Source organism: Campylobacter sp. CNRCH_2016_0050h (assembly GCF_025772605.1).
In the GTDB taxonomy this organism is placed as follows: Bacteria; Campylobacterota; Campylobacteria; order Campylobacterales; family Campylobacteraceae; genus Campylobacter_D; species Campylobacter_D lari_D.
Genome location: NZ_JAKMSK010000011.1, coordinates 19,772 through 42,381 on the forward strand (window position 1 = coordinate 19,772; position 22,610 = coordinate 42,381).

Below are 22,610 nucleotides of genomic sequence, written 5' to 3' on the forward strand. Positions count from 1 at the left end.
GGTTAAATGAAAAAATACATTTTTTTAAGTTGTATATGTTTAAATGTGCTTGCTTCTAATTTAGAAGAAAGCTTAAGTGAGGGTGATGTTAATATAACTAAAGAACAAAAAACAAATGCAATTTCCAAACAAGTATTTTTTCAAAAACCGCAGGAGTATCAAGCTCAAAATGTTGATTTTGGTACTTTTGCTAGTAATTCTTTAGCACAGGTTTTAAATTTAAGCTCAAAGGATAAAACAGAAGCTAGTTTAGATTATAACGCTTTAAATGTAAATATTAAAAATATCAACTCAATTTTAGATTATGATAATGCTACTTTACTTTTAGAAAAACAAGCAAGAATAGGGCAGTTAGAGCAAGCTTATTCTTTGGGAATTATTAATCGTTATGAATTTGATGAAATCAATTTTGGTTTTAATTATTTTAACGATCAATATAAACAAGCTTATGCAAAAAATAGTTTTGGTGCTGAATTGCAATTTAGTCAATATTTTAAAGCATATGCTAATCATTATGATATAAAAGAAAATAATAGTGATGATAGTACAGAGTTTGGGGTTATATTTGATTTACCTTATTTAAATGTTTTAAATGTAAATTCTAACATGAAAGAAACACAAAATCAGTATAACATTACTTATTCTCCAATTTCTATTTTGGATTTATCACTTAATTATCAAGATGAAAAAACAAGTGCAAAAGATCAAACGGCAATGTGGGTTAAGTTTAGACTAAATTATGAACAAAGTTTAAGTAAGCAATTTTATAATAGCTTTTATCGTAAAAATAGTATAGCCGAGTTTAATCGCTATGATTTTGCTACTAGGACTTATTAATTGCTTATAAAACGAGTAATGTCGTTGTAAGTTACAAATACCATTAAGCTTAAAAGTAAAGCCATGCCAAAATAACTAAGATATTCAAAACATACTTTTGGTACTTCTTTTTTAAAAATTAATTCATAAAGATTAAAAAGTATATGTCCTCCATCTAGTGCTGGTATCGGAAGTAAATTTAGTACTCCAAGATTGATGGAAATTAAAGCTGTGATTAAAAATAAAACTACTATACTAGTATTTGCTGCTTTGGAGGTTATATCCACCATAGTGATGATTCCACCCATATTTTTAGCATCTAATTCCCCACTGATGATTTTAGCAAGACCTTTAAAAATAAGCAAAGAAGCATCTATGCTTTCTTCATAAGCATATTTTAAACTGCTAATTCCTGAGTGATAAATAGTAACAAACTCACCCTTGGGTGCTATACCAATAAGAGGTTTTTGAACTTTTTGATAAAACTCATTATAGCCTTGGTCAATTTGCGGTGTTAAAGTGATATTGATAAATTTATTATCGCGTTCTATATCAAGCAGGGTTGGTTTTGCGTGAACAAGTTTGCCAATTTCTTCAAAACTTTGAATTTGAACCCCATCTATAGCTAGGATTTTATCACCAATTTGTAAATTTGCTTTTTGTGCAGCTGAGTTTGGCGCTATATCTCCAACAACAGGCGCAAGTTTTTGAACTCCTAAAAAACCTATGGCTATATAAAGTAAAAATGCTAGAAAAAAGTTAAAAAATGGTCCTGCAAAAAGTATATAAATTCTAGCTAAAGGACTTAAAGTGTTATAGCTATTTGGCTCATAATTTTTTTCACTAGGATTTAAATCATCTTGTCCTTTAAGCTTAACATAACCACCAAATGGTAGGGCGGATAAGCGATATTCTGTATTTTTGTAAGTTTTTTTAAAAATAGCTTTTCCAAAACCTATGCTAAAAATTTCTACATCAACTCTCATATGTTTTGCAGCTAAAAAATGTCCTAATTCGTGAAAAAAAATTAAAAAAGATATCACTAAAAGTGTTATTAAAAAACTAAAAGAATAAAATTTAAAACCAATAGCTAAGATAATAAATAAAAATAAATATGATTTCAATTTATACCTTTTTTTAAATGTTTTACATAAGCTAGTATGTATTCAAAAGCTGAATAAAGTGTAAGCACTAAAGCAATAAATAACAATGTATTGGCAAAAGGCCATTGCATGATTAAAAATATAATAGCTATCATTTGAAAGGTTGTTTTTATTTTGCCTGCAAAAGAAGCACTTACATCAAATTTTTCACTTACCATAACCACTCTAAAGCCGGTGATGAAAAATTCTCTTACTAAGATAATGTAAACCATCCATGGATCAGCTTTTTGCGTAAGTAATAACCCTAAAAATGCAGCTAGAATAAGCATTTTATCTGCTAAAGGATCTATAATAGCTCCAAGTTTAGTAGTTTGATTCCAAGTTCTTGCAATATAGCCATCGAAAAAATCAGTTAAAGCAGCTATGCTAAAAATAACACAAGCAAAATAATCTACCCAACTAGGATGGATATTTTCAAAATCATTAATAAGTAAAAAAAACAAAAGTGGAGCTAATAATATCCTTATAAAAGCTAAGATGTTGGGTAAATTCATACTTTTAAAATCCTTTATAAAGCACCCTTAAGGTAATATTACTTAAAGGTGGTGCCACCATCTACGATCAAAGTATGGCCTGTGATCCAATTTGCCTTATCAGAGCATAAAAATAAACATGCGCCAGCTAGATCTTGTGGCTGTCCAATGCGGTTTAGCGGACTAAGATTGATAGTTGCATTTTTTACCTCTTCATAATTTGTAAATGCTTTAAGCGCGTCAGTATCAATTGGTCCACCGCTAACTACATTTACACGGATATTTTTAGAACCAAGCTCGGTTGCAGCATATCTTGCCATAGCTTCAACCGCTGCTTTAGCTGTACCATGACCAGCATAATTTTCAATATGAACTAAATTTCCTGTTGAAGAAATAGATAATATACTACCCCCACCAACTTTTTCCATTCTTTTTGCCGCTTCTTGCGCTCCAATAACAAAAGCATTTACGGTTGCTGTGAAAATATTATTAATACCTTTTGGCTTTAATTTCATAAATTTAGTATATCCACCTACAACAGCACGACCTGAAATGATAGCATTAGAGATGAAAAAATCTATTCTATCAAAATCTTGATCAATTTTTTCAAACAACTCTTTATATGTTTCTGGTTCAAGTATATTAAATTCATAAGCCTTTGCTTTGATTTTATAATTATTTTCTAAATCTTTCACAATTTCTTGAGCTAAATCTGCATTAGAATTATAAGTAAAAGCTACATTGGCTCCTGCTTTTGCAAACTCATATACAATAGCTTTACCAATCCCTCTTGTTCCACCGCTAATTACTAAAGTTTTATTTTGAAAAAAAGTATCCATTAAAATCCTTTTATATTATAGTTTTTCATAATCGCTTCTATTTTTGTTAAATTGCAATCACTAGGTTTGCAAAGTGGCAAACGATATTCTAAAGTAGGGGTTAAGCCTGCTATATACATTGCCGCTTTAATAGGTATAGGATTGCTTTCACAAAATAAAATTTTATTAATATTATATAACTCATCATTGATTTTTTTAGCTTCAATGTATTTTTCTTTTAAAGCTAGATGAGTTAATTTTGAAATCATATCAGGAAGTAAATTTGAAGTAACTGAAATCACACCTTTACCGCCATTTGAAAGTATAGGATAATTAATCGCATCTTCCCCGCTTAAAAGTATCATTCTAGGTTCATGCGCTAGCAAATCAACGCATTTATCAATGCTTCCACTAGCTTCTTTTACTCCGTAAATATTTTCACAATCTCTAAATAATCTTATAATAGTTTCTGTTTGAAGCTCACACCCTGTTCTTCCTGGGACATTATATAAAAGTACAGGTATATCTATACTTTTTGCTATTTCTTTATAATGAAGATATAAACCTTCTTGTGTGGGTTTGTTATAATATGGAGTAACGCTTAAAATTCCATCAGCTCCATGCTCTTGTGCAAACTTAGCTAAACTTACAGCTTCATGTGTGGCATTGCTTCCTGCTCCTGCTAAAACCTTACAAGAACTTCCTTTGCATGCATCTAGTGCTATTTCTATACAAATTCTATGTTCTTCATGGGTTAAGGTGGCACTTTCTCCGGTTGTTCCAACAGGCACTACTACATCAATTCCATTTGCGATTTGTCTTTTGATAAGTTTATGGTAAGTTTGCTCATCTAATTTTCCATTTTTAAATGGAGTTATTAAAGCTGTCATTGCTCCTATGATGATGTTATTGTCCATTTTCGCCCCTTTTTAAGATTATTGTTGTAGATTTGTCTTCATTGAAGTATTTTCTAGCACAATGAATTAAATCATCTTTGCTTAGATTTTCTATATTTTTTTCATAATCAAGCAAAGGTTTTAAATCACCCTTTGCAAGATAAGATCCATAAATATTTGCAACGCTACTTGCATTGCTTAGTGAAAAAATAAAATCACTTTTTACGGTATTTTTGATTTTTTCCATGATAGTATCATCAAATTTGGCATTTTTTACATCTTCAAGAATTTTCAAAAGCTCTTTTTCAACATCTTCTGCTTTTATACCTTCATTACAAACACAAATAAATATAAATAAATTCTCATCTATATTTTCACTTGCATAGGCATAAAATTCATTGATTAGTTCTAATTTATCAATTAAAATTTCACTTATTAAAGAACTTTTTCCATTTCCTAAAAGCTCACTCAATGCGCAAAGTTTTGGCATATCTTTATGATTAAATGCAGGAATTTTGTATGCAAGTGCTAGTAGTTGCGTATCGCTTTCTTTGTGCAAGATCACGCGTTTAGCACCATCTTGTTCAGGTTCTTTTTCATGAACTATAGGGATTTCTTTGGTGTTTTTTATATCTTGAAAATGTTTTTTAGCAAGATTGAAAACTTCATCTTCATTAATATCGCCACTCACAAGCAAAATAGCATTTTTGGGTTGATAAAAAGTTTGATGAAAATCTTGTATATCTTCTATTTTCCAATTTTGTATATCTTTAAAAAAGCCTATTGGAGTCCAATGATATGGATGATGTAAAAAGGCATGATTGTATAATCTAAAATATAAATATCCTAAAGGATTATTATCAGTTCTCCAACGCCTTTCTTCTAAAACTACATTTCTTTCAGGCTGAAACTCATCATCTTTTAAATTTAAATTACGCATTAATTCAGCAAAAAGCCACAAAGATTTGTCTAAATTTTCACTAGAGCATTTTATAAAATAATGCGTATAGTCAAAACCAGTACTTGCATTATCCACTCCACCAAAACCCTTGACTATCTCATCAAATTCGCCTGCTTTTAAATTTTTTGTACTTTTAAAATTTAAATGTTCAAGCATATGAGCTATGCCACTTTTTCCCATTTTTTCATTTCTTGAACCAACTTTATAAAAAATATCTACACTTATAACCCCGCTTTTTTTATTCACAGGTAAAGTATAAATTTCAAGTTCATTTTCAAGAGTGATTTTTTTATAATTAATCATTTAAAATTAACTCCTATAGCTTGACTAATATGATTAAAACCATCTTGTTTTAAAAGTTCAATTAATCCTTGATTGATATTTTTAACAATGCTTGGTCCTTTGAAAATCATAGCTGTATAAATTTGAACCAAACTAGCCCCATTTTTAATGCGTTCATAAGCAAGTTCAGCACTATCTATACCACCGCTTGCTATTAAAATAGTATCTTGATAAATTTCTTTAGCTACTTCTTTAAAAAATGTCGCACTTTTTTGAGTGATTAATCTACCACTAATTCCACCAAAGGTTCTTGTATTATCAATTAAAGAATAATCTATACTAGTATTTGCCATGATAATACCATCAGCTTTTGCACTAATAGCACTTTTGCAAAGTGAAATTGCACTATCTATACTCATATCTGGAGCAATTTTTAAAATCACAGGTTTTTTTGTGATTTCTTTTGCTTGATTAAATAGGGTGCTTACAAATTCCTCACTTTGTAAATCTCTTAAATTTTTGGTATTTGGAGAGGATATATTAATCACAAACAAATCGCACAAATCTTTAAATTCTTTTAATAAAATAATATAATCATTAATAGCTTCTTCATTTGGAGTGATTTTATTTTTACCTATATTTGCTACTAAAGGTATGCTAAAAGGATAGACTTTTTTTACTTCTTTTGCGATAGCATCTTTACCTTTATTATTAAAACCCATAGCATTTTGAATACTTTCTTGTTCAACAAGTCTAAAAAGTCTAGGTTTTTCGTTGCCATTTTGAGGTTTTGGGGTGAAAGTTCCATATTCTAAAAAACCAAAACCTAAAGCACTTAGCGGTCTTATCATAGTTGCATTTTTATCAAAGCCACCTGCTAAGCCCACAGGATTGTAAAAATTTAAATTAAAAATTTCTTGATTTAAAATTTCATCATTTATTATACAATCTTTTGCAAAAAAACTAAGCCCTCCAGGAAATATACAATCTAGCGTTCGCATACTAAATTCAGCTAAAGCATGGGCATTTTCTGGATCTAATTTATATATTAAAGGTTTTAAACTTTCATAAGTCATATTTTTCCTTTTTTACAAAATAGCATATTTTACTAAAAAAATGATAATTCTTAGTTTTCATTTTCTTTAACTTTATCAGTTTTTTGTGCTTTTTGTTTTAATTTTTGATAAATTTCACAATGTTGCATTAAATAAGCATCATTTCCTATAGAAGCTATTTTTCCTTTATCAAGCACAGCAATTTTGTCAGCATTTTCTATAGTGCTAAGCCTATGAGCGATGATGAGTATTAAGCGATCTTTTTTTAAGCTTTCTATGGTTTTTACTATGGCTTTTTCACTTTCATTATCAAGTGCTGAGGTTGCTTCATCAAAAATTAAAATTTGAGGATTTTTATATAAAGCCCTTGCTATGGCAATGCGTTGTTTTTGTCCGCCGGAGAGATTTTTTCCATGTTCTTTTAATTCAGTATGTATACCACCAAGTTCTTGGACAAAATCATAAGCATTAGCTTGTTTTAAAACCTCTATCACGCGTGTTTCGTTATATTCTTTAGCATAAGCAATATTTTGAGCTATAGTGTCATTAAATATATAAATATTTTGAGTTACCAAAGAAATATTTTCTCTTAAACTAATAATATCAAAAGAGCTAATGTCTTTTTGATTGATTAAAATCTCACCACTATCTTTTTCAAAAAAATACATCAAAAGATTGATAATAGAAGATTTTCCTCCACCACTTGATCCAACTAAGGCTAGAATTTCTCCTTTATCAAAAGAAAAATTTACATCTTTTAATACCGTTTTATCTTTTTGATAGCTTAAAGAGACATTTTTAAAATGAATATTTTGGATATTTTCTGTAAGTTTTTCATCGCCACCTTTAATTTGTGGTTCTAAATCAGTTAGATAAAAAGTTCTCTCACTAGCTGCTACTGCATTTTGCAATCTTGTATAAAGTGAAGAAAGTCTTTTAATAGGAGTATAAGCCATAAATAAAGCTGTAGTAAAGCTAAAAAAAGAACCTATGCTTAAACTTCCATCAATTACTTCTTTACCACCTATTATAATTACTATTGCAAAGCCAATTGAACCCATAGATTCCATTAAAGGGCTACTTAAAGCTTCAATTCTAATGCCTTTTAAGGAAAGTTTACAAACTTCGCTATTAGTTTGGCTGAATTTTTGCATTTCATTTTTACCTGCATTAGAAGCTTTAATAAGTTCTATATTAGAAAAGATTTCACTTAATCTTGAAGTAAGATCAGAATTTTTTTCTTGAGTATTGCGTCCTATTTTTTTGATCTTTTTAGCAAAAATAGCGAGAGGGTAAATTGCTAAAGGTAAAATAACTAAAGCAAAAAAAGCAAGTTTTGGACTTTGATAAATTACCACACTTAAAAGTCCAATCGCGGTTAAACTTTCTCTTAAAATTTCAGGTATTATAGTAGAAACTATATTTTGTAATGCTCCAATATCAGAAGTACATCTGCTGATTAATTCTCCACTTCTGTATTTATGAAAAAAGCTCATATCTAAGCGCAAAAGATTGCCAAGAACTAATTCTCTTAATCTTCTTAAAATATCTGTCCCAACATAAGATATATAATAAACTTGCATATAAGCACCAAGATTTTTTAAAGCATAAATTAAAACAACAAGTAAAGGCATGTAATAAAGCAAATCAACATTTTTTTCTATAAAAATTTTATTTAAAATAGGCTCTATGATGTATGCACTAGCTGCTGTGCCACCACTAGTTAAAAGCATGCCAATAATAGCTAAGACAAAATAAAACCAATAATCTTTATAATAAGGCTTAAAGCGAGTAAAAACTTCTTTAAGTTTCATTTCTTTGTAATTTTTATCCATTTTTCTCCCATACTACACCATTTGGTGTATCCATTAAAAGAATATTTTCTTTAGCTAACTCATCACGAATTTGATCTGCTAAGGCATAGTTTTTTTCTTGCTTTGCCTTATTGCGTAGAGCGATTTTTTCTTCTATTTCTTGACATTTTTCTTCACTAATGCCAAATTGAAAATATTTTATAGTATCCATAAAACCTATACCAAAAATAAAAGCGAGTTCTTTTAAGGTTTTTTCTAATTGTATTTTATAAGCTTTGTCTTTTAGATTTTGATCTAAGTAAATATTACTTTCATTGATAAACTCATCAAGTAAAGCCAAGGCTTTAGAGGCATTTAAATCATCATTTAAAACTTCTAAGATATTTTTAGCTACTTCACTTTCTATGGTAGTTTTTTCATCTATAAAAGCATTTAAATTTAAGCGTTTTTTTAAGCGATAAAATTTATCAAGTCTTTTTTTAGCAGCTTGTAAGTCTTCCAAAGCATAGTTAAAATGTGCTCTATAATGCACACTTAAAAGATAAAATCTCAAAACCTCTCCACTAAAAAGCTTTAAAGAATCTTTTAGAAAAAAGCTATTTCCCAGGCTTTTGCTCATTTTTTCACCATTAATTTGCACAAAGCCATTATGCAGCCAAAAATTAGCCAACTCATGATTGTTTTTACAACGACACTGACAAGCTTCATTTTCATGATGAGGAAAAAGTAAATCTATGCCTCCTGCATGAATATCAAGTTTATCTTTAAAAATACTTTCTATCATCACAACACATTCTGTGTGCCAGCCTGGTCTTCCTTTGCCAAAACTTGCAGGATAAAATTTTTCATCAAATTTCCATAAAACAAAATCGCTATCATTTTTTTTAGCCACGCTTTCTTCTAGGCGTGATTGGTTATCTTCTAAATTTCTTTTAGAGATATAAAAGTATTTATCATCTTTGCTGGTATCAAAATAAATTCCATCTTCAAGTTTATAAGCTAGGTTTAATTCTAAAAGTTTTTCTATATATATAATCATTTGCTCAATATAAGCTGTAGCCTTTGGCTTAAAGTTAGGTTCTAAGATATTAAGCGCTTGCATATCTTCTTCATATCTTTTAATATAAAAATTTGTAATTTCTTCTAAACTTTTACCACTTTCTTGTATTTTTTTTAAAATTTTATCATCAATATCAGTGTAATTTCTAGCAAAAATCACTTCATAATCACTTGCTAGTAAAACTCTTCTTAAAAAATCAAAACAAACACTACTTCTTGCATGTCCTAAATGTGCATCATCATATACAGTAGGCCCGCATAGATAAATGTTTGCTTTTTTTGCCTCATTTGGGATAAATTCACATTTTTTCTTTAAAACACTATCAAAAAAAACCATTAAAATAAACCTTTAAAAAAATGATAAATTTCAATTAAAAATTGTATTAAAATATCTTTAATTTCAAATAAGCCTAGAGCAAATAAACTTAAAAATACTATACTAATAAGCCAAAATTTAATCCTAAAAATACCCCAAAGATTTTTAAAGCCAAATTCTTTAATATTAGCATATAATAAATAAAAAGCACTAATAGATGAAGCTAATGCAATGCCTAAACTCTTATAAGCTTCTTCTTTGATAAGTAAAATAATCACTATGCTAAAAAATGCTGAAATAAAAAGTGTTTTAAAGGCTATTATAGCGGCTATTTTTTGTTTAAATTTAGCATAAAGCCACAAAGAGAAAAGTTTTTGCAAACCAAAAGGTAAAAGTCCTAAAAGATAAGCTTGTAATAAAAATGCAGTGATTTTTGTATCTTCTTGATTAAAATTTCCTCTTTGAAATAAAAACTCCACAATTTCTTTAGCTAAGATAATCCCAACTATACTAGCTAAAATCAAAAGCACACTTAAATATTCAAAAGCTTTTTGCATAAAAGCTAAGGCTTTTTGTTCTTCATTTGCTTTTAAATGTCTTAGTATTTTTGGAAAGCTTACTTGACTTAGAGCGATTGCAAAAAGAGCTAAAGGAAGCTGAAAAACTCTGTTAGAATAATACAAATATGAAATACTTCCAGCCATTAAAAAACTAGCTATAGTAGTATCTAATAATGAACTAATTTGATTTGCCGAAGAGCCTAAAAGTCCATGGGTAAAAGTAGAATGAAATTTATCTAAATTGGTCTTTGTTTTTTTAAGTTTTATGCTTAAATACATACTTTTTAAAATTCTAGTGTTTTTTAAAGCAAAAATATGCCATATAAGTTGAGCTAAACCACTTAAGACAGTCGCATATGAAAAATAATACAAGGCCTCTAAAGGCTCATCTTGATTGACAAAAAAACCTGCAATCACAACAAAAAGATTAAAAAATGAAGCAGAAAAAGAAGTGATGAAAAAATTTTGCTTATAATTTAATAAAGAGCCTAAAAAAGTTACCAAAAAAATAAAAAACAAATACCAAAAATTAATAGAAACCAAAGGCGCAGCTAGAATAATCGTTTCTTTATTAAAGCCAAAAGCAAAAATCTTTGTAAAAAATTCAGCAAAAAAACTCACTAAAATACAGGTTAAAAAAACAATTATACTAAATTGCAATAAAACATTTATACAAAAAGCACCTTTTTTACTTGCTTTTAAAAAACTTGGTAAAAAAGCTTGTCCAAAGGCCCCTTCTGCAAAAATTCTTCTAAAAAAAGCAGGCATTTTTAAAGCCACAAAGAAAATATCGCTATAAATTCCAGCTCCTAAGTACAAAGCTAAAACAATATCTCTTAAAACGCCCATAATCCTAGAAAATAAAATTCCTAAGGCATTGATGATGAAATTTTTAAAAACAATATTTTTTCTCATTAATTTTCATTCTTTAAACATTAGTTTGAGTATTATAAAATTTTTAATAGAGCTAATTTTAACTAAATTTTGATTTTATTTTTGCTAAAATCAAAATTTTATATATAATAAGGAAGCTTAAGCTATGGAAGAAAAGAAAATTTTATACACTAAAGACCCTTATAGAGAGCTTTTAATATTTGCTTCTGAAAATAAATGTGAAGTTGATGAACTTGATTTTAGGTTGTTAAGTTTTAGTACTTCTTATACTTATGATAATCAAGAATGGATAAAAGTTAATGAAAAAGAGTTGAAAATTTTTGAAGAAGATGAGAAATTTTTAAATCATGAATTAAATATAGAACAAGAATATAAAATAGAAATTTATTTTAAAAAATTTGCACGCATTTCAACTTTTGAAGTTAGCTTGCATGCTAATGAGCTTTGTACTTTATTAAAAGCTAGTGTTAGAGCTAGTGAAGCTATTACTTTTCATGATAAATTAGCACTAGAGCTTTTAGAAGCTATTTATAAAGTGATGATAAAAGAAAAATATTTGCTTGGGCTTAGAATTTTTGATTTTAAAAAGCAAATTATTGATTTTAATGCTAAGGTTAAAGAGAAGCAAAAATTTGATTTTGAAGTTGAATTTGAAGTATGTAAAGGAATTAATCCGCAAGAGCCTACAAATGAAGAAATAAAATATCATTATTTAGAAAATCTAAAAAAGTATAATGATGTGATGAATAGAAACTATGTAGCGCCTATAGGAAAAGACGAGGTGGCTATTGAGAGAATTAAGCCAAAAGAGGGTAGCGATGGCAAGGATTTAAGATTTAAAATTTTAAAAGCACTTCCACCAAAAATAAACAAAGAAAAAGTTATTTGTTCTGATAAATTTGAAGTTAAAGAAGATGATGAGAGTATAAAATATATTGCTAAAAAAGATGGTTTTATTATACAAAGAAAATCTATTTATGAGATAGAAAATTATTTAGAATTTAGTAAGGTTGATTTTAAAAGTACAGGTTCTATTTGGGCGGGTTTTGATAAGCAAGTTATTATTGTGATTAAAAATACAAACACTCTAGAAGATGCAATAGGTCCTAGAATTACTGTTGAGGCTCAGGAATTAGAAGTTACTGGTAATATGGCTCAAGATTCTGTTTTAAGAGGTAAAAAGATAATTCTTAAAGGCAATATGCATCATAAAAGCACTATTATAGGACAAAAGGTTGAGGTTAATATCTTAAGAGGATATTGTGAGGCCGAGGAGGTTTTTGCTGAAACTTTGGAAAATGGCTCTATCAAGGCTAAAAAAGTAAATATTAAAAAGGCTATGGGTGGAGAGATTATTGCTGATGAAATTTACATACAAGAACTCGGCGGAAATTGTTTATGTAGTGCTAAAAGTTTAATCCATGTTGAAAAAATTCAAGGCAGTGGAAATAAATTTATAATTCAAGATCTTAAAGCTTTTGGAGAAGAAAAAAGCGGAGAAGAGATACTAATACATGTTGATGGATTGAAAAAAGAACAAGAAAATTTAGCTAAAGAAATAGAAGAGACTAAACACACAATCAATATAAGTAAAGACTCCATACGAATTTTACAGCAAAAAGTAAAAGAATTAATGAGTGCAAAAAGAGCTATACCGCAAGCTTATAAAGCTACTATTAAAGATTTTAATCAAAAGATTGAAAATCTAAGTATTTTTGCCAATAAAATAGAATCTTTAAAAGAAGAAGAAAAAGCAAACATAGAAAAGCTTAAGAAAATTCAAGAAAAACTTTTAAAATCTAAGATTATTAATAAAAGTGGAAAATGGATGGATTTAAATGAAATTAAATTCATTTTGTTAAACCCTAGAAAAGAATTAAGCTATTATCCTCATGATGAAGAAAAAATTCAATGTTTTGAGCTTCAAAAAATTGATACAGAAAATGAGATGGAACTTTTTGAAATTCGTGCTATTAGCAATTACAAGGAAGAAACTAAATGATAGTGGCAATTGAAGGAATAGTGAGTAAAAAAGAACCTACTTTTGTAGTTTTGAAAACTTCAAGTGGGGTAAGTTATGGTGTTTTTGTTTCGCTTTTTTGCTCAAGTAATTTTGAAAAAAATCAAAAGATTGAGTTTTTAATCACACAAATTATCAAAGAAGACTCTCATAAATTATATGGATTTTTAGATATAAATGAGCAAAAAATGTTTGAATTATTAATCAAAATTAGTGGTATAGGAGCAACTACTGCTATGGCACTTTGCTCAAGCTTAGATACTAATACTTTTTATGCGGCTTTACAAAATGGCGATGAGAATGTATTTAAAAAGGTTCCTGGTATTGGTCCAAAAAGTGCAAAAAGAATTATAGCTGAGTTAAGTGATGCAAAAATCAATATAGAAAATTCTAATCAAGACCAAGCACAAGCTTTGGCAGCTTTACTTTCACTTGGTTTTAAACAAGAAAATATTTTAAAGGTTTTAAGAACTTGTGAGAGTAAAAATACTAGTGAGCTTATTAAAGAGGCTTTGAAAAAATTAGCATAATAAAAGGAAAAATATAATGATATATGGTGTAATTTTTGGTGCAAATTCTTATGAGCATGAAATTAGCATTGTAAGTGCTGTGGTATTAAAAAAAGTACTTAAAGCACAAAAAAAATTTATATTTTGTGATAAAAATAAGGAATTTTTTCTTATAGATGAAGAAAAAATGAATGCAAAAACTTTTAGCAGCGGTGCTTATAAAAAAGAAAAAGCCTTGGTGCTAAAGCAGGGTGGGTTTTTTATAAAAACTATGTTAAGTGAGAAAAAACTTGACATTGATATAGCGATAAATATCATACATGGAAAAGATGGTGAAGATGGCAAAATAGCTGCTTTGCTTGATTTTTATGGTATAAAATACATAGGCCCACGCATAGAAGCTAGTGTTTTATCTTTTAATAAGGTTTTAACTAAACTTTATGCACAAAGCGTAGGGGTGAAAACACTTGATTATAAGGTTTTAAATTTGCATAAAGAGCAAAATGTATCTTTGGATTTTCCTTGTATTTTAAAGCCTGCAAGATTAGGTAGTAGTATAGGTATAAGTATAGTTAAAGATGAAAGCGAGCTTAAGTATGCCAAAGATGTTGCTTTTGAATTTGATGAGGATGTTGTGGTAGAACAATTTGTAAGTAATATTAAAGAATATAACTTAGCAGGTTGTATGATAGATGAAAAAATGGAATTTTCTATTATTGAAGAGCCTAGAAAAAATGAAATTTTAGATTTTGAACAAAAATATTTAGGTTTTTCAGAAAGTTCTAAAGTAAGTGAAGCAAATATTAGTGAAGAATTAAAACAAAAATTAAGGGATAATTTTATTAGAATCTATAATCCTTTATTTAAAGGAGCTTTGATTCGCTGTGATTTTTTTGTGATAGATGATGAGGTTTATTTAAATGAGATCAATCCAAATCCAGGATCTTTAGCAAATTATTTATTTGAAGATTTTACTAATGTAATTAATAGTCTAGCTAAAAATATAGAATTTGAAAAGCAAATTAAGATTGATTATGCTTTTATTCATAGTATTAATGGACAAAAAGGTAAGCTATAATCATGGCTACTTTTAGCAAAGATGAAATTTATACTGCAACTGAAGTGGTAAGAAATTTCAGCACTATGCTTGAAAAAACAAAAAAAAGTGAAAATGGTAGAGTAGTGATTGTAAAAAACAATAAATTTGAAGCTGTACTTTTGAACTTTGAAGAATATGAGCGTTTAAATGAAGCTGTGATGCTTTTAGAAAAGATTTACAAAGATAAAAAAGGCTAGAAATGGCAAAAACTAGAGTATATTCTAATGGGTATTTTTATAATTTAAGTTATGAAATCATCAATCCAAAATGTGAAAAAATAATTCTTATTTTACATGGTTGGGGTGCTAATAAAGAGCTTATGAAACAAGCTTTTGAAAAGCCTTTGAGTGATTTTAAGCAAATTTATTTAGATTTACCTGGTTTTGGAAATTCAAGTATAGATGCACCTATGGATTCTTATGCTTATGCAAAGGTTGTAGAAGACTTTTTAACTACGATAGAGCAAAAAGCAGATTATTTAATGGGGCATTCTTTTGGCGGAAAAGTTGCGACTATTATGTGCCAAAATGCTAATTTTCAAGGTTTGATTTTGCTTTCTAGTGCAGGCGTGGTTTTACCAAAAAGTTTTAAAGTGAAGTTTAAAATAGCCTTGTTTAAAATTTTGAAAAATCTCCCTTATGGGGATTTTTGGAGGAAATTTTTTATTAGTAAAGACGCTCAAGGCATGAATGAAGTGATGTATGAAACCTTTAAAAAGGTTGTTAATGAAAATTTAGAAAATGAATTTCAAAAGCTTAAAAATCCTATTTTGATTTTTTGGGGTAATGAAGATAAGGCTACACCTTTAAAAAGCGGAGCAATTATCCATTCTTTAGCACAAAAAGGGAAATTTTTTGCATTAGATGGGGATCATTTTTTCTTTTTAAAACATGCTGATTTTATAAATGAAAAAATACATGAGGAATTTTTAAAAAATGATTAGTATGATAGCTTTTTTAAGTTTGAATTTTTTACTTGGATTTTATCTGATTTTAGCCTTACAATGGTATTCTTATAAATTTTCACGCATAATTTTACACTTTCCCAAACCTTTATGGCATTTGTATTTTTTAATAATTCCTTATTTTGCTTTTGTGTTTTCTTTGTATAGTGGAAATTTTTATTTATATTTTATAGTTTTTGCTCTATCTTTACTATATGGTGGATATTTATATAAAAATTTAGATAAAAAGCTAGTTTTTACTGCTAGGATTAAGCGTTATTTTTTATTTTTGTTACTTTTTAGCTTGATATTTATGCCATTTTTTTGGATAGGTTTAGAAGCTTTAGTAGTTACATTTTTATTAAGCTTTTTTGTGGAAAAAATTAATCAGAAAAGTTTTATAAAAAAAGCAAGTAAAAAGATTTGTGATAATCCAAATTTAAAAATTATTCTAATAACTGCAAGTTTTGGAAAAACAAGTATAAAAAATTTTTTATACGAACTTTTAAAAGATGAGTTTAAGTGCTATAAGACTCCAAGAAGTGTTAATACTTTTATGGGTATAGTAAAAGATATCAATGAAAATTTGGAAAATAATACTGAAATTTATATCGTAGAAGCTGGTGCAAGAGAGCAAAATGATATTTTAGAAATTACAGAGTTTTTAAATCCTCAAATTTGCATAGTAGGTGAGATTGGTTTGGCACATTTGGAATATTTTAAAACTCAAGATAATATCCGCAAAGCTAAGTTGCAAGCTTTAAAATCCAAGCGTTTAGAAAAATACTTTTTACACTCAAGCACCTTATATGAAAATGAATTTTATGATGAGTATTTAAGTGATGTTAGGGCAAGTTTGGAAGGATTGGATTTTAAAATAAGATTAGATGATAGTATTTATGATTTTCATGCAAATTTACTAGGTGCTTTTAATGCTTATAATATTAGTGTGTGTATTTTGCTTGCACATTATTTAGGAATTAAAATAGAAAATATTACAAAAAGCGTATCGAATTTAAAGGCAGTAGAACATCGCTTGCAAGTGATTTCTAAAGAGCCTAAATTTATCATAGATGATGGCTTTAATGGAAATTTTAAGGGTATGAGTCAAAGCTATGAGCTTTGTAAAAGCTATCAAGGAAGAAGAGTTTTAGTAACTCCTGGTATAGTTGAAGTTAATGAAGAAGAAAATATAAAATTATGTAAAATTATTAATGAATGTTTTGATTTTGTGATTATTACTTCAGAGGCTAATAGCGCGATTTTACAAAAACATATCACATTAGATTTTTATGTATTAAAAGAAAAATCTCAACTTGTGCAAACTTTATCAAGATTAACTCAAAATGGGGATTTGATTTTATTTTCCAATGATGCGCCAAGTTTTATGTAAAACCATTTAGCTTAAAAAGGCCAAATGGTCTCCATAAATTTTGTCCCCCAAGGCTTGCGTGTAGATTTGTCTATATCGCCTTCTGTTTTATAAAGAATCTTTGCATCAGCTATATATTTACTATCTATCATATTATCTTGAGAAATATCATAAGGTCTTATAACCCCACTTAGTTGAATGATTTGTTTTTCTCCATTGATTAAAAGCTCACGACTTCCTTCTATAAAATAATTTCCATTAGATAAAACCTTAATTACTCTAGCAGAAATTGTAGTTTGGAAATTTTCACTTCTAGTTTGGCTTCCTGTGCCTTGATATTGTGAAGTACTTGCTGTGGTATAGCCTATATTTGTATAGTCATTAACAAAATCTCTAACTTTGCTAAGTCCAGCACCTGTAGTTATTTGTCCACCGCCTAAATTTACATTGTTGTTTTTGCTTGTAGATTTAGAGCCTTGTGAATTTTGTGTAGCATTTTCTCTAATGACTACGGTTACCAAGTCATTTACATTCATTGCTTTTTTATCAGAAAATAAAGGGTTATCTCCTTTACCAAACAGCGATCCAGGATTGCTTTGAGTATTATGATTTTGCTTAGGAGCTAGTTCTTCTACATAAGTAGGTGGTTTCATATTAATATGTGGATCAACTGTGGCACTACAGCCAAACATTACAAAAGGTAACAAGTAAAAATTAACATTTTTAAATTTCATAGCTTTATAACCTTATATTATTATGATGAATTTTAAAATAATTATATTATAAAAAACAATTATTTTGTTAAATAAAGAGGAAAAAATGAAATCTATGTTTTTATTAAACTGCATTGATGAAAAATTTTTGCAGCAGTGTTTAGAAAAGGTACGAGGTAAAATAGCTTTTTACTTTCCTGTTTTTTGTGAAAAAAATAAAGAAAAAATTACTTCATTTTGCACAAAAAGAAATCTTAAAATAGATTTTTTTAGTAGTTTTGAAAAAAATGAGTATCAAGGTAAATTCACTCAAAATTTAAATGATTTTTTTAAAAAAATTATTGAAGATTTTGAGAAAACAAAAAAAGAAAATGATTTTACTATGGTAGTTGGAGTAGATGATTTTGGCTTGATGGGGGATTTAAATTTGAATATAGCCTTAGCTAAAGAGCTAAACACTCCATTGTATGCAAAAAGTCAAGATGAAAATCATACTATGTTAAATTTTTTACTAAGCCAAAAGCTTAGCGACTTTGTTTTGTTAAAAGAAAATGAAGATTTTACTCAAGATTTATTACAAGAATATACTTATAAAACTCAGGCAAGATTTTCTTATGAGCTTTTTGAAAAAGCAAAAGCAGATAAAAAAATAGTAGTTTTACCTGAAAGTTTTGATGAAAGAGTATTAAAAGCTAGTGAATTTTTGATACAAAATGAAATTGTTGATTTGATTTTGCTAGGTGATAGCAATGAAATTTGTGCGAAAGCCAATAGTTTAAATATCAATATCGATGGTGTGCGTATTATAAATCCTAAAAATTCTCAATATAATGAAGAATTTGAAGAGCTTTTATATGAAGCTAGAAAAAGCAAAGGTATGAGTAAAGAAGAAGCTAAAAAACTCGTGCAAGATAAAACTTATTTTGCGACTTTACTTGTGCATACTCAAAAAGCTCATGCTATGGTAAGTGGTGCAAGTACAACTACTGCTGAAACTATTCGTCCTGCCTTGCAAATTATCAAAACAAAACCTGATGTGAGTTTGGTTTCTGGTATGTTTTTTATGTCTTTAGAAGATAAGGTTTTGGTTTTTGCTGATTGTGCTGTTATGCCAAATCCAACCCCTGAACAACTCGCTGAAATTGCTTATGTGAGTGCAAATAGTGCTAAAGCTTTTGGACTTGAACCTAAAGTGGCTTTACTTTCATATTCTAGTGGAGATAGTGGGAGTGGAGCTAGCGTGGATGCAATTAAAGAAGCTAGTAAAATAGCTAAAGAAAAATATCCTCAACTTGAGCTAGAAGGTCCTATACAATTTGATGCAGCATATGATATGCTAACAGCAAAAAGTAAAATGCCAAATTCTAAAGTAGCAGGAAAGGCAAATGTATATGTGTTTCCTGATTTAAATGCGGCAAATATTTGCTATAAAGCAGTACAAAGAACAGCAAATTCTTTAGCTATTGGCCCGATTTTACAAGGTCTTAAAAAGCCAATTAATGATTTAAGTAGAGGTTGCTTGGTGGAAGATATTGTTAATACTGTGATTTTAAGTGCTATTCAAGCACAAGAATAAGGATAAAAATGAAAATATTAGTTTTAAATTCAGGTTCATCTTCAATTAAATTTAAGCTTTTTGAAAAAGATGAAGCCCTAGCATCTGGTTTAGTAGAAAAAATAGGCGAGCAAAGCTCTAAAATAGAACTAAAAGATCTAAAAAGTGGTCAAAAATACCAAAAAGAATTAGCAATTAAAGATCATGAGCAAGGTATTGAATTAGTAAATGAATTATTTGCTCAAAGTGGAATTTTACATGATTTAAATAAGCTTGATGGGTGTGGACATAGGATAGTTCATGGAGGTCCAAATTTAACTAAACATTGTTTAGTAGATGATGAAATTTTAAAAGAAATTGATAGGGTTTCTCATATAGCACCTTTACATAATCCTGCACATTTAATAGGTATTAAAACTATGATAAAAGCAGCTCCAAAAGTTCCCAATGTGACAGTTTTTGACACAGCTTTTCATCAAAGCATGCCTGATTATGCTTATATGTATGCTTTGCCTTATGAGTTTTATGAAAAACACCAAGTTAGAAAATACGGCTTTCACGGTACTTCACATTCTTATGTAAGTAAACAAGCTGCACATATACTTGGTAAAAATATTAATGAATTTAATGCAATTAGCGCTCACCTTGGAAATGGTGCGAGTGTTTGTGCTATAGAAAATGGAAAATGCGTAGATACTTCTATGGGTTTTACTCCACTAGAAGGTTTGATTATGGGAACTAGATGTGGTGATATTGATCCTGCTGTATTGCCATTTTTAGCAAAAGAATTAAATTTAAATCCATCTGATTTAGATACTATAATGAATAAAAAAAGTGGTGTTTATGGAATTTGTGGGTTTAATGATTTTAGAGATATTGAAGCGCAAATTGAAGAAAATAACGAAAAAGCAAGACTTGCTCTTGATATGTTTTGTTATCGTTTGAGTAAATATATTGGCTCATATTTTGCGATTTTACCTAGAGTCGATGCGTTGATTTTTACAGCTGGTATTGGAGAAAATGATAATATTGTTAGAGCAAAAGTTTGTCAAAGACTAGCACATTTGGGATTTGATATAGATTTAGATAAAAATACACAACTTAGAAATGGTGAGATTAGTAAAAAAGACTCTAAAATTAAAATTTTAATTGTTCCAACAGAAGAAGAATTAGAAATAGCTAAAATTACCACAGAACTTATTAAAAAATAAATAACCTTGAGTTTTAAACTCAAGGTTTGTTTTAAAATGCAGGAACTACAGCACCTTGGTATTTTTCATTGATAAAATCTTTTACTTTTTGACTTTGCAAAGCCTTTATTAAAGCTTTGATTTTAGGATTATCTTTATTATCTTGTGTAGTTACTAAGATATTTGCATAAGGACTTTCTTTACTTTCTATTAAAATAGAATCTTTTACAGGATTTAAATTTGCTGATAAAGCATAGTTTGAATTAATCACTGCAAAATCAACATCATCTAAAGCTCTTGGAAGTTGTGCTGCTTTTAACTCTTTAAATTTGATATTTTTTGGATTATCTTTAATATCAAGTGGAGTTTTTAATGCGATATTTTTAAAACTAACTAGTTTAGTACTAGCGATAATATCTAAAGCTCTGCTTTCATTTGTCGGATCATTTGGTACAGCTATAGTAGCATTTTGTGGAAGATCTTGGATATTTTTATATTTTTTAGAATAAACAGCCATTGGTTCGATGTGAACTTTTGCAACGCTAATTAATTTTGTGCCTTTATTGGCATTAAACTCATCCAAATAAGGTTGGTGTTGGAAGAAATTCGCATCAAGTTCTTTGCTATCTGTACTAAGATTTGGTAAAACATAGTCATTAAATTCTTTAATTTCTAATGTATAACCTTCTTTTTTTAATAAATCTTTAGTTTGTTTTAAAATTTCAGCATGAGGCACAGGTGTTGCACCTACAGTGATAACTTCATTAGCAAATAAACTTGCACCTAAAATTGTGCTTGCAGCGAGCAATTTTAACAATTTCATATTAACTCCTTTTTTATAGTTTTTTAAAATGTTTGATTATATTGTAAAAATATTAATAAGATGAGAAAAGTTTTATTTTTGTTTGTTTTTATATTCTTTAGAAAAGCATTTAAGTTCTTTTATAAATTTTATATAACCACCTTTATACCAACTTTTTTGAGCATTAATAAGGGCTTTTCCAATTTTATAAGAATAAGTATTTTGATTTTTAATACCCTCGCTTTTGTAATCATCATAGCTTGATAAAGGTGGAAGTTTAAGGTAAGGTTTTGTTTTCAAATCTTTTTGGTATTGTTTAGCTAGTTTTGTGTGTTTGTAATAAATCTTTAGTAGAGTAAAAGGTAAAAAAGGAATTTTTTTCTTATTCTTAGTGCACTCTATAAAGGCATAACCTAGTTTGTATGATAAATGATATCTTGTGCGTTGGATGGATTGCTTGTTGTCTTTGTGAAAAGAGCCTATATATTTACTTCCTCCAAGTTTTAACCATTTTTCATAATATTCTTGCCATTTAGGCCATGTTTGATTGCAAAATTTACTATTCCAAAAACGACTGTTGGTGCCACAAGCATGAACTATAGAAGCATTTTGTGTAAGATTTGTAAGATAATGAGTACTTCCCGTGTATTTGTCTTTTAAATTTTTGACTTTAAAGTGATTTTCATAAACCATTAAGGAAAAAATTCCTTGATCTTGCCAATTTTTAGTATTTTGTGAAAGATAATTATAAATGAATTGATAACACTGTAAAGGATTTGGTATAAGATTGTTAAAGACTAAAATTCCTGTTTGATATACACGCTTATTAAGATATTTTTTTTCTAAAGGCAGTGCTGTGTGAATTAATGTTTTACCTAATCTTGCACCAAAATGATATTTTCTAGCTCTTAATTTACTAAGTTCATCTATACTTTTTAAAAGTAAAACATCAAAATCAAGATAGATAATACTTTCGCATTCATCTAAAAACCTAAAAGCTTCAAATCTTGCAAAAGCCATATGCGTCCATCTTTTTAAGAAAAATAAATTATTAATATCGTTTTGATTTTTATCAAGAGTGGTTAAAAAATCTTCTTGGGTAAAAAGAATAAATTTAATTGTTTTGTTTTTAACAATTTTTTGCATGATATTTTGATCGTTCAAGCTAAAACCATCATGTAAAATGTAAAACACATCTACCTTTTCACCCATAACATCCATGATATTAATGAGCAAGGTTCCTATGGTAAAGCTTGAATTTTTAGTCGCAGCTAGTAAAATACCAAGTTTATGCTTCATT

Annotated in this window: 21 protein-coding genes; 9 read left to right on the forward strand and 12 right to left on the reverse strand. The window is 28.5% G+C overall.

All coding sequences use genetic code 11. From position 1 onward, the window contains the following. The first annotated feature begins 6 nt into the window (after positions 1–6). Positions 7–837 carry a hypothetical protein gene (locus L8X28_RS06425; RefSeq protein WP_133319242.1) on the forward strand — a complete coding sequence of 277 codons (831 nt, stop codon included), beginning with the start codon at positions 7–9 and terminating at the stop codon, positions 835–837. Here L8X28_RS06425 and rseP read toward each other — a convergent pair. From rseP to murJ, 9 genes are read right to left on the reverse strand one after another with little or no spacing between them, the layout of a single operon-like run. Continuing rightward, positions 834–1,940, reverse strand: coding sequence for an RIP metalloprotease RseP (gene rseP / locus L8X28_RS06430; RefSeq protein WP_263665848.1), 1,107 nt, complete (start codon positions 1,938–1,940; stop codon positions 834–836). The two genes, L8X28_RS06425 and rseP, sit on opposite strands and share 4 nt — an antisense overlap. After that, entirely contained in the window at positions 1,937–2,473 is a 537-nt protein-coding gene (gene pgsA / locus L8X28_RS06435; RefSeq protein ID WP_133319240.1) for a CDP-diacylglycerol--glycerol-3-phosphate 3-phosphatidyltransferase, read from the reverse strand. Before pgsA ends, rseP begins: the two co-directional genes overlap by 4 nt. A gap of 38 nt (positions 2,474–2,511) precedes the next feature. Next, positions 2,512–3,291, reverse strand: a complete 780-nt coding sequence (locus L8X28_RS06440; protein WP_263665849.1) for an enoyl-ACP reductase — start codon at positions 3,289–3,291, stop codon at positions 2,512–2,514. Further along, positions 3,291–4,187 carry a 4-hydroxy-tetrahydrodipicolinate synthase gene (gene dapA / locus L8X28_RS06445; RefSeq protein ID WP_133319239.1) on the reverse strand — a complete coding sequence of 299 codons (897 nt, stop codon included), beginning with the start codon at positions 4,185–4,187 and terminating at the stop codon, positions 3,291–3,293. Before dapA ends, L8X28_RS06440 begins: the two co-directional genes overlap by 1 nt. After that, entirely contained in the window at positions 4,177–5,430 is a 1,254-nt protein-coding gene (locus L8X28_RS06450) for a M16 family metallopeptidase (protein WP_263665850.1), read from the reverse strand. Before L8X28_RS06450 ends, dapA begins: the two co-directional genes overlap by 11 nt. Further along, on the reverse strand, positions 5,427–6,485 hold the full coding sequence (locus L8X28_RS06455; RefSeq protein ID WP_220566636.1) for a quinone-dependent dihydroorotate dehydrogenase: 1,059 nt from the start codon (positions 6,483–6,485) through the stop codon (positions 5,427–5,429). Before L8X28_RS06455 ends, L8X28_RS06450 begins: the two co-directional genes overlap by 4 nt. Positions 6,486–6,535: 50 nt before the next feature. After that, a complete protein-coding gene (locus L8X28_RS06460; RefSeq protein ID WP_133319340.1) occupies positions 6,536–8,299 on the reverse strand; it encodes an ABC transporter ATP-binding protein in 1,764 nt (587 codons plus the stop codon). Continuing rightward, positions 8,292–9,674 (reverse strand): cysteine--tRNA ligase, encoded by a 1,383-nt coding sequence (cysS, locus tag L8X28_RS06465; protein ID WP_263665851.1) that lies wholly within the window; start codon positions 9,672–9,674, stop codon positions 8,292–8,294. Before cysS ends, L8X28_RS06460 begins: the two co-directional genes overlap by 8 nt. Further along, positions 9,674–11,128 carry a murein biosynthesis integral membrane protein MurJ gene (gene murJ / locus L8X28_RS06470; protein ID WP_263665852.1) on the reverse strand — a complete coding sequence of 485 codons (1,455 nt, stop codon included), beginning with the start codon at positions 11,126–11,128 and terminating at the stop codon, positions 9,674–9,676. The genes cysS and murJ overlap by 1 nt, the downstream gene beginning before the upstream one ends. Positions 11,129–11,252: 124 nt before the next feature. Between murJ and L8X28_RS06475 the strand changes: the two genes are divergently transcribed. Genes L8X28_RS06475 through L8X28_RS06500 form a run of 6 tightly spaced genes read left to right on the forward strand, consistent with a single transcriptional unit; the run spans position 11,253 to position 17,071 of the window. After that, positions 11,253–13,109 (forward strand): FapA family protein, encoded by a 1,857-nt coding sequence (locus tag L8X28_RS06475; protein ID WP_263665853.1) that lies wholly within the window; start codon positions 11,253–11,255, stop codon positions 13,107–13,109. After that, a complete protein-coding gene (gene ruvA / locus L8X28_RS06480; RefSeq protein ID WP_263665854.1) occupies positions 13,106–13,657 on the forward strand; it encodes a Holliday junction branch migration protein RuvA in 552 nt (183 codons plus the stop codon). Before L8X28_RS06475 ends, ruvA begins: the two co-directional genes overlap by 4 nt. Positions 13,658–13,673: 16 nt before the next feature. Then, the gene (locus L8X28_RS06485; protein WP_263665855.1) at positions 13,674–14,714 is read left to right on the forward strand and encodes a D-alanine--D-alanine ligase; all 1,041 of its coding nucleotides are present in this window, start codon (positions 13,674–13,676) and stop codon (positions 14,712–14,714) included. Between the two features lie 2 nt (positions 14,715–14,716). Further along, on the forward strand, positions 14,717–14,932 hold the full coding sequence (locus L8X28_RS06490) for a type II toxin-antitoxin system Phd/YefM family antitoxin (protein WP_087699049.1): 216 nt from the start codon (positions 14,717–14,719) through the stop codon (positions 14,930–14,932). Positions 14,933–14,934: 2 nt separating this feature from the next. Next, the gene (locus L8X28_RS06495; protein ID WP_263665856.1) at positions 14,935–15,678 is read left to right on the forward strand and encodes an alpha/beta fold hydrolase; all 744 of its coding nucleotides are present in this window, start codon (positions 14,935–14,937) and stop codon (positions 15,676–15,678) included. After that, positions 15,671–17,071, forward strand: coding sequence for a Mur ligase family protein (locus L8X28_RS06500; protein WP_263665857.1), 1,401 nt, complete (start codon positions 15,671–15,673; stop codon positions 17,069–17,071). The genes L8X28_RS06495 and L8X28_RS06500 overlap by 8 nt, the downstream gene beginning before the upstream one ends. An 11-nt stretch (positions 17,072–17,082) precedes the next feature. Here L8X28_RS06500 and flgH read toward each other — a convergent pair whose 3' ends face one another. Next, positions 17,083–17,784 (reverse strand): flagellar basal body L-ring protein FlgH, encoded by a 702-nt coding sequence (gene flgH, locus L8X28_RS06505; RefSeq protein ID WP_133319229.1) that lies wholly within the window; start codon positions 17,782–17,784, stop codon positions 17,083–17,085. An 85-nt stretch (positions 17,785–17,869) separates the two neighbouring features. On the opposite strand from flgH, the gene pta reads away from it, so the two are divergent. Together pta and L8X28_RS06515 are read left to right on the forward strand one after the other, a co-directional pair. Next, complete coding sequence (gene pta, locus L8X28_RS06510; RefSeq protein ID WP_318529638.1) at positions 17,870–19,339, forward strand: phosphate acetyltransferase; 1,470 nt, start codon at positions 17,870–17,872, stop codon at positions 19,337–19,339. 8 nt (positions 19,340–19,347) lie between these two features. After that, complete coding sequence (locus tag L8X28_RS06515; protein ID WP_263665858.1) at positions 19,348–20,529, forward strand: acetate kinase; 1,182 nt, start codon at positions 19,348–19,350, stop codon at positions 20,527–20,529. A 31-nt stretch (positions 20,530–20,560) separates the two neighbouring features. Here the strand turns inward: L8X28_RS06515 and L8X28_RS06520 are convergent, their stop codons facing one another. Beyond that, positions 20,561–21,331 (reverse strand): MetQ/NlpA family ABC transporter substrate-binding protein, encoded by a 771-nt coding sequence (locus L8X28_RS06520; protein WP_263665859.1) that lies wholly within the window; start codon positions 21,329–21,331, stop codon positions 20,561–20,563. Positions 21,332–21,403: 72 nt separating this feature from the next. After that, positions 21,404–22,609, reverse strand: coding sequence for a glycosyltransferase (locus L8X28_RS06525; RefSeq protein ID WP_263665860.1), 1,206 nt, complete (start codon positions 22,607–22,609; stop codon positions 21,404–21,406). Position 22,610 lies beyond the last annotated feature (1 nt).

Bases quoted from the DNA above. Each gene is read 5' to 3' on its own strand.
- L8X28_RS06425 (WP_133319242.1), top strand. From the start codon at position 7: ATGAAAAAATACATTTTTTTAAGTTGTATATGTTTAAATGTGCTTGCT.
- pgsA (WP_133319240.1), bottom strand. From the start codon at position 2,473: ATGAATTTACCCAACATCTTAGCTTTTATAAGGATATTATTAGCTCCA.
- L8X28_RS06440 (WP_263665849.1), bottom strand. From the start codon at position 3,291: ATGGATACTTTTTTTCAAAATAAAACTTTAGTAATTAGCGGTGGAACA.
- dapA (WP_133319239.1), bottom strand. From the start codon at position 4,187: ATGGACAATAACATCATCATAGGAGCAATGACAGCTTTAATAACTCCA.
- L8X28_RS06450 (WP_263665850.1), bottom strand. From the start codon at position 5,430: ATGATTAATTATAAAAAAATCACTCTTGAAAATGAACTTGAAATTTAT.
- L8X28_RS06455 (WP_220566636.1), bottom strand. From the start codon at position 6,485: ATGACTTATGAAAGTTTAAAACCTTTAATATATAAATTAGATCCAGAA.
- L8X28_RS06460 (WP_133319340.1), bottom strand. From the start codon at position 8,299: ATGGATAAAAATTACAAAGAAATGAAACTTAAAGAAGTTTTTACTCGC.
- cysS (WP_263665851.1), bottom strand. From the start codon at position 9,674: ATGGTTTTTTTTGATAGTGTTTTAAAGAAAAAATGTGAATTTATCCCA.
- murJ (WP_263665852.1), bottom strand. From the start codon at position 11,128: ATGAGAAAAAATATTGTTTTTAAAAATTTCATCATCAATGCCTTAGGA.
- L8X28_RS06475 (WP_263665853.1), top strand. From the start codon at position 11,253: ATGGAAGAAAAGAAAATTTTATACACTAAAGACCCTTATAGAGAGCTT.
- ruvA (WP_263665854.1), top strand. From the start codon at position 13,106: ATGATAGTGGCAATTGAAGGAATAGTGAGTAAAAAAGAACCTACTTTT.
- L8X28_RS06485 (WP_263665855.1), top strand. From the start codon at position 13,674: ATGATATATGGTGTAATTTTTGGTGCAAATTCTTATGAGCATGAAATT.
- L8X28_RS06490 (WP_087699049.1), top strand. From the start codon at position 14,717: ATGGCTACTTTTAGCAAAGATGAAATTTATACTGCAACTGAAGTGGTA.
- L8X28_RS06495 (WP_263665856.1), top strand. From the start codon at position 14,935: ATGGCAAAAACTAGAGTATATTCTAATGGGTATTTTTATAATTTAAGT.
- L8X28_RS06500 (WP_263665857.1), top strand. From the start codon at position 15,671: ATGATTAGTATGATAGCTTTTTTAAGTTTGAATTTTTTACTTGGATTT.
- flgH (WP_133319229.1), bottom strand. From the start codon at position 17,784: ATGAAATTTAAAAATGTTAATTTTTACTTGTTACCTTTTGTAATGTTT.
- pta (WP_318529638.1), top strand. From the start codon at position 17,870: ATGAAATCTATGTTTTTATTAAACTGCATTGATGAAAAATTTTTGCAG.
- L8X28_RS06515 (WP_263665858.1), top strand. From the start codon at position 19,348: ATGAAAATATTAGTTTTAAATTCAGGTTCATCTTCAATTAAATTTAAG.
- L8X28_RS06520 (WP_263665859.1), bottom strand. From the start codon at position 21,331: ATGAAATTGTTAAAATTGCTCGCTGCAAGCACAATTTTAGGTGCAAGT.
- L8X28_RS06525 (WP_263665860.1), bottom strand. From the start codon at position 22,609: ATGAAGCATAAACTTGGTATTTTACTAGCTGCGACTAAAAATTCAAGC.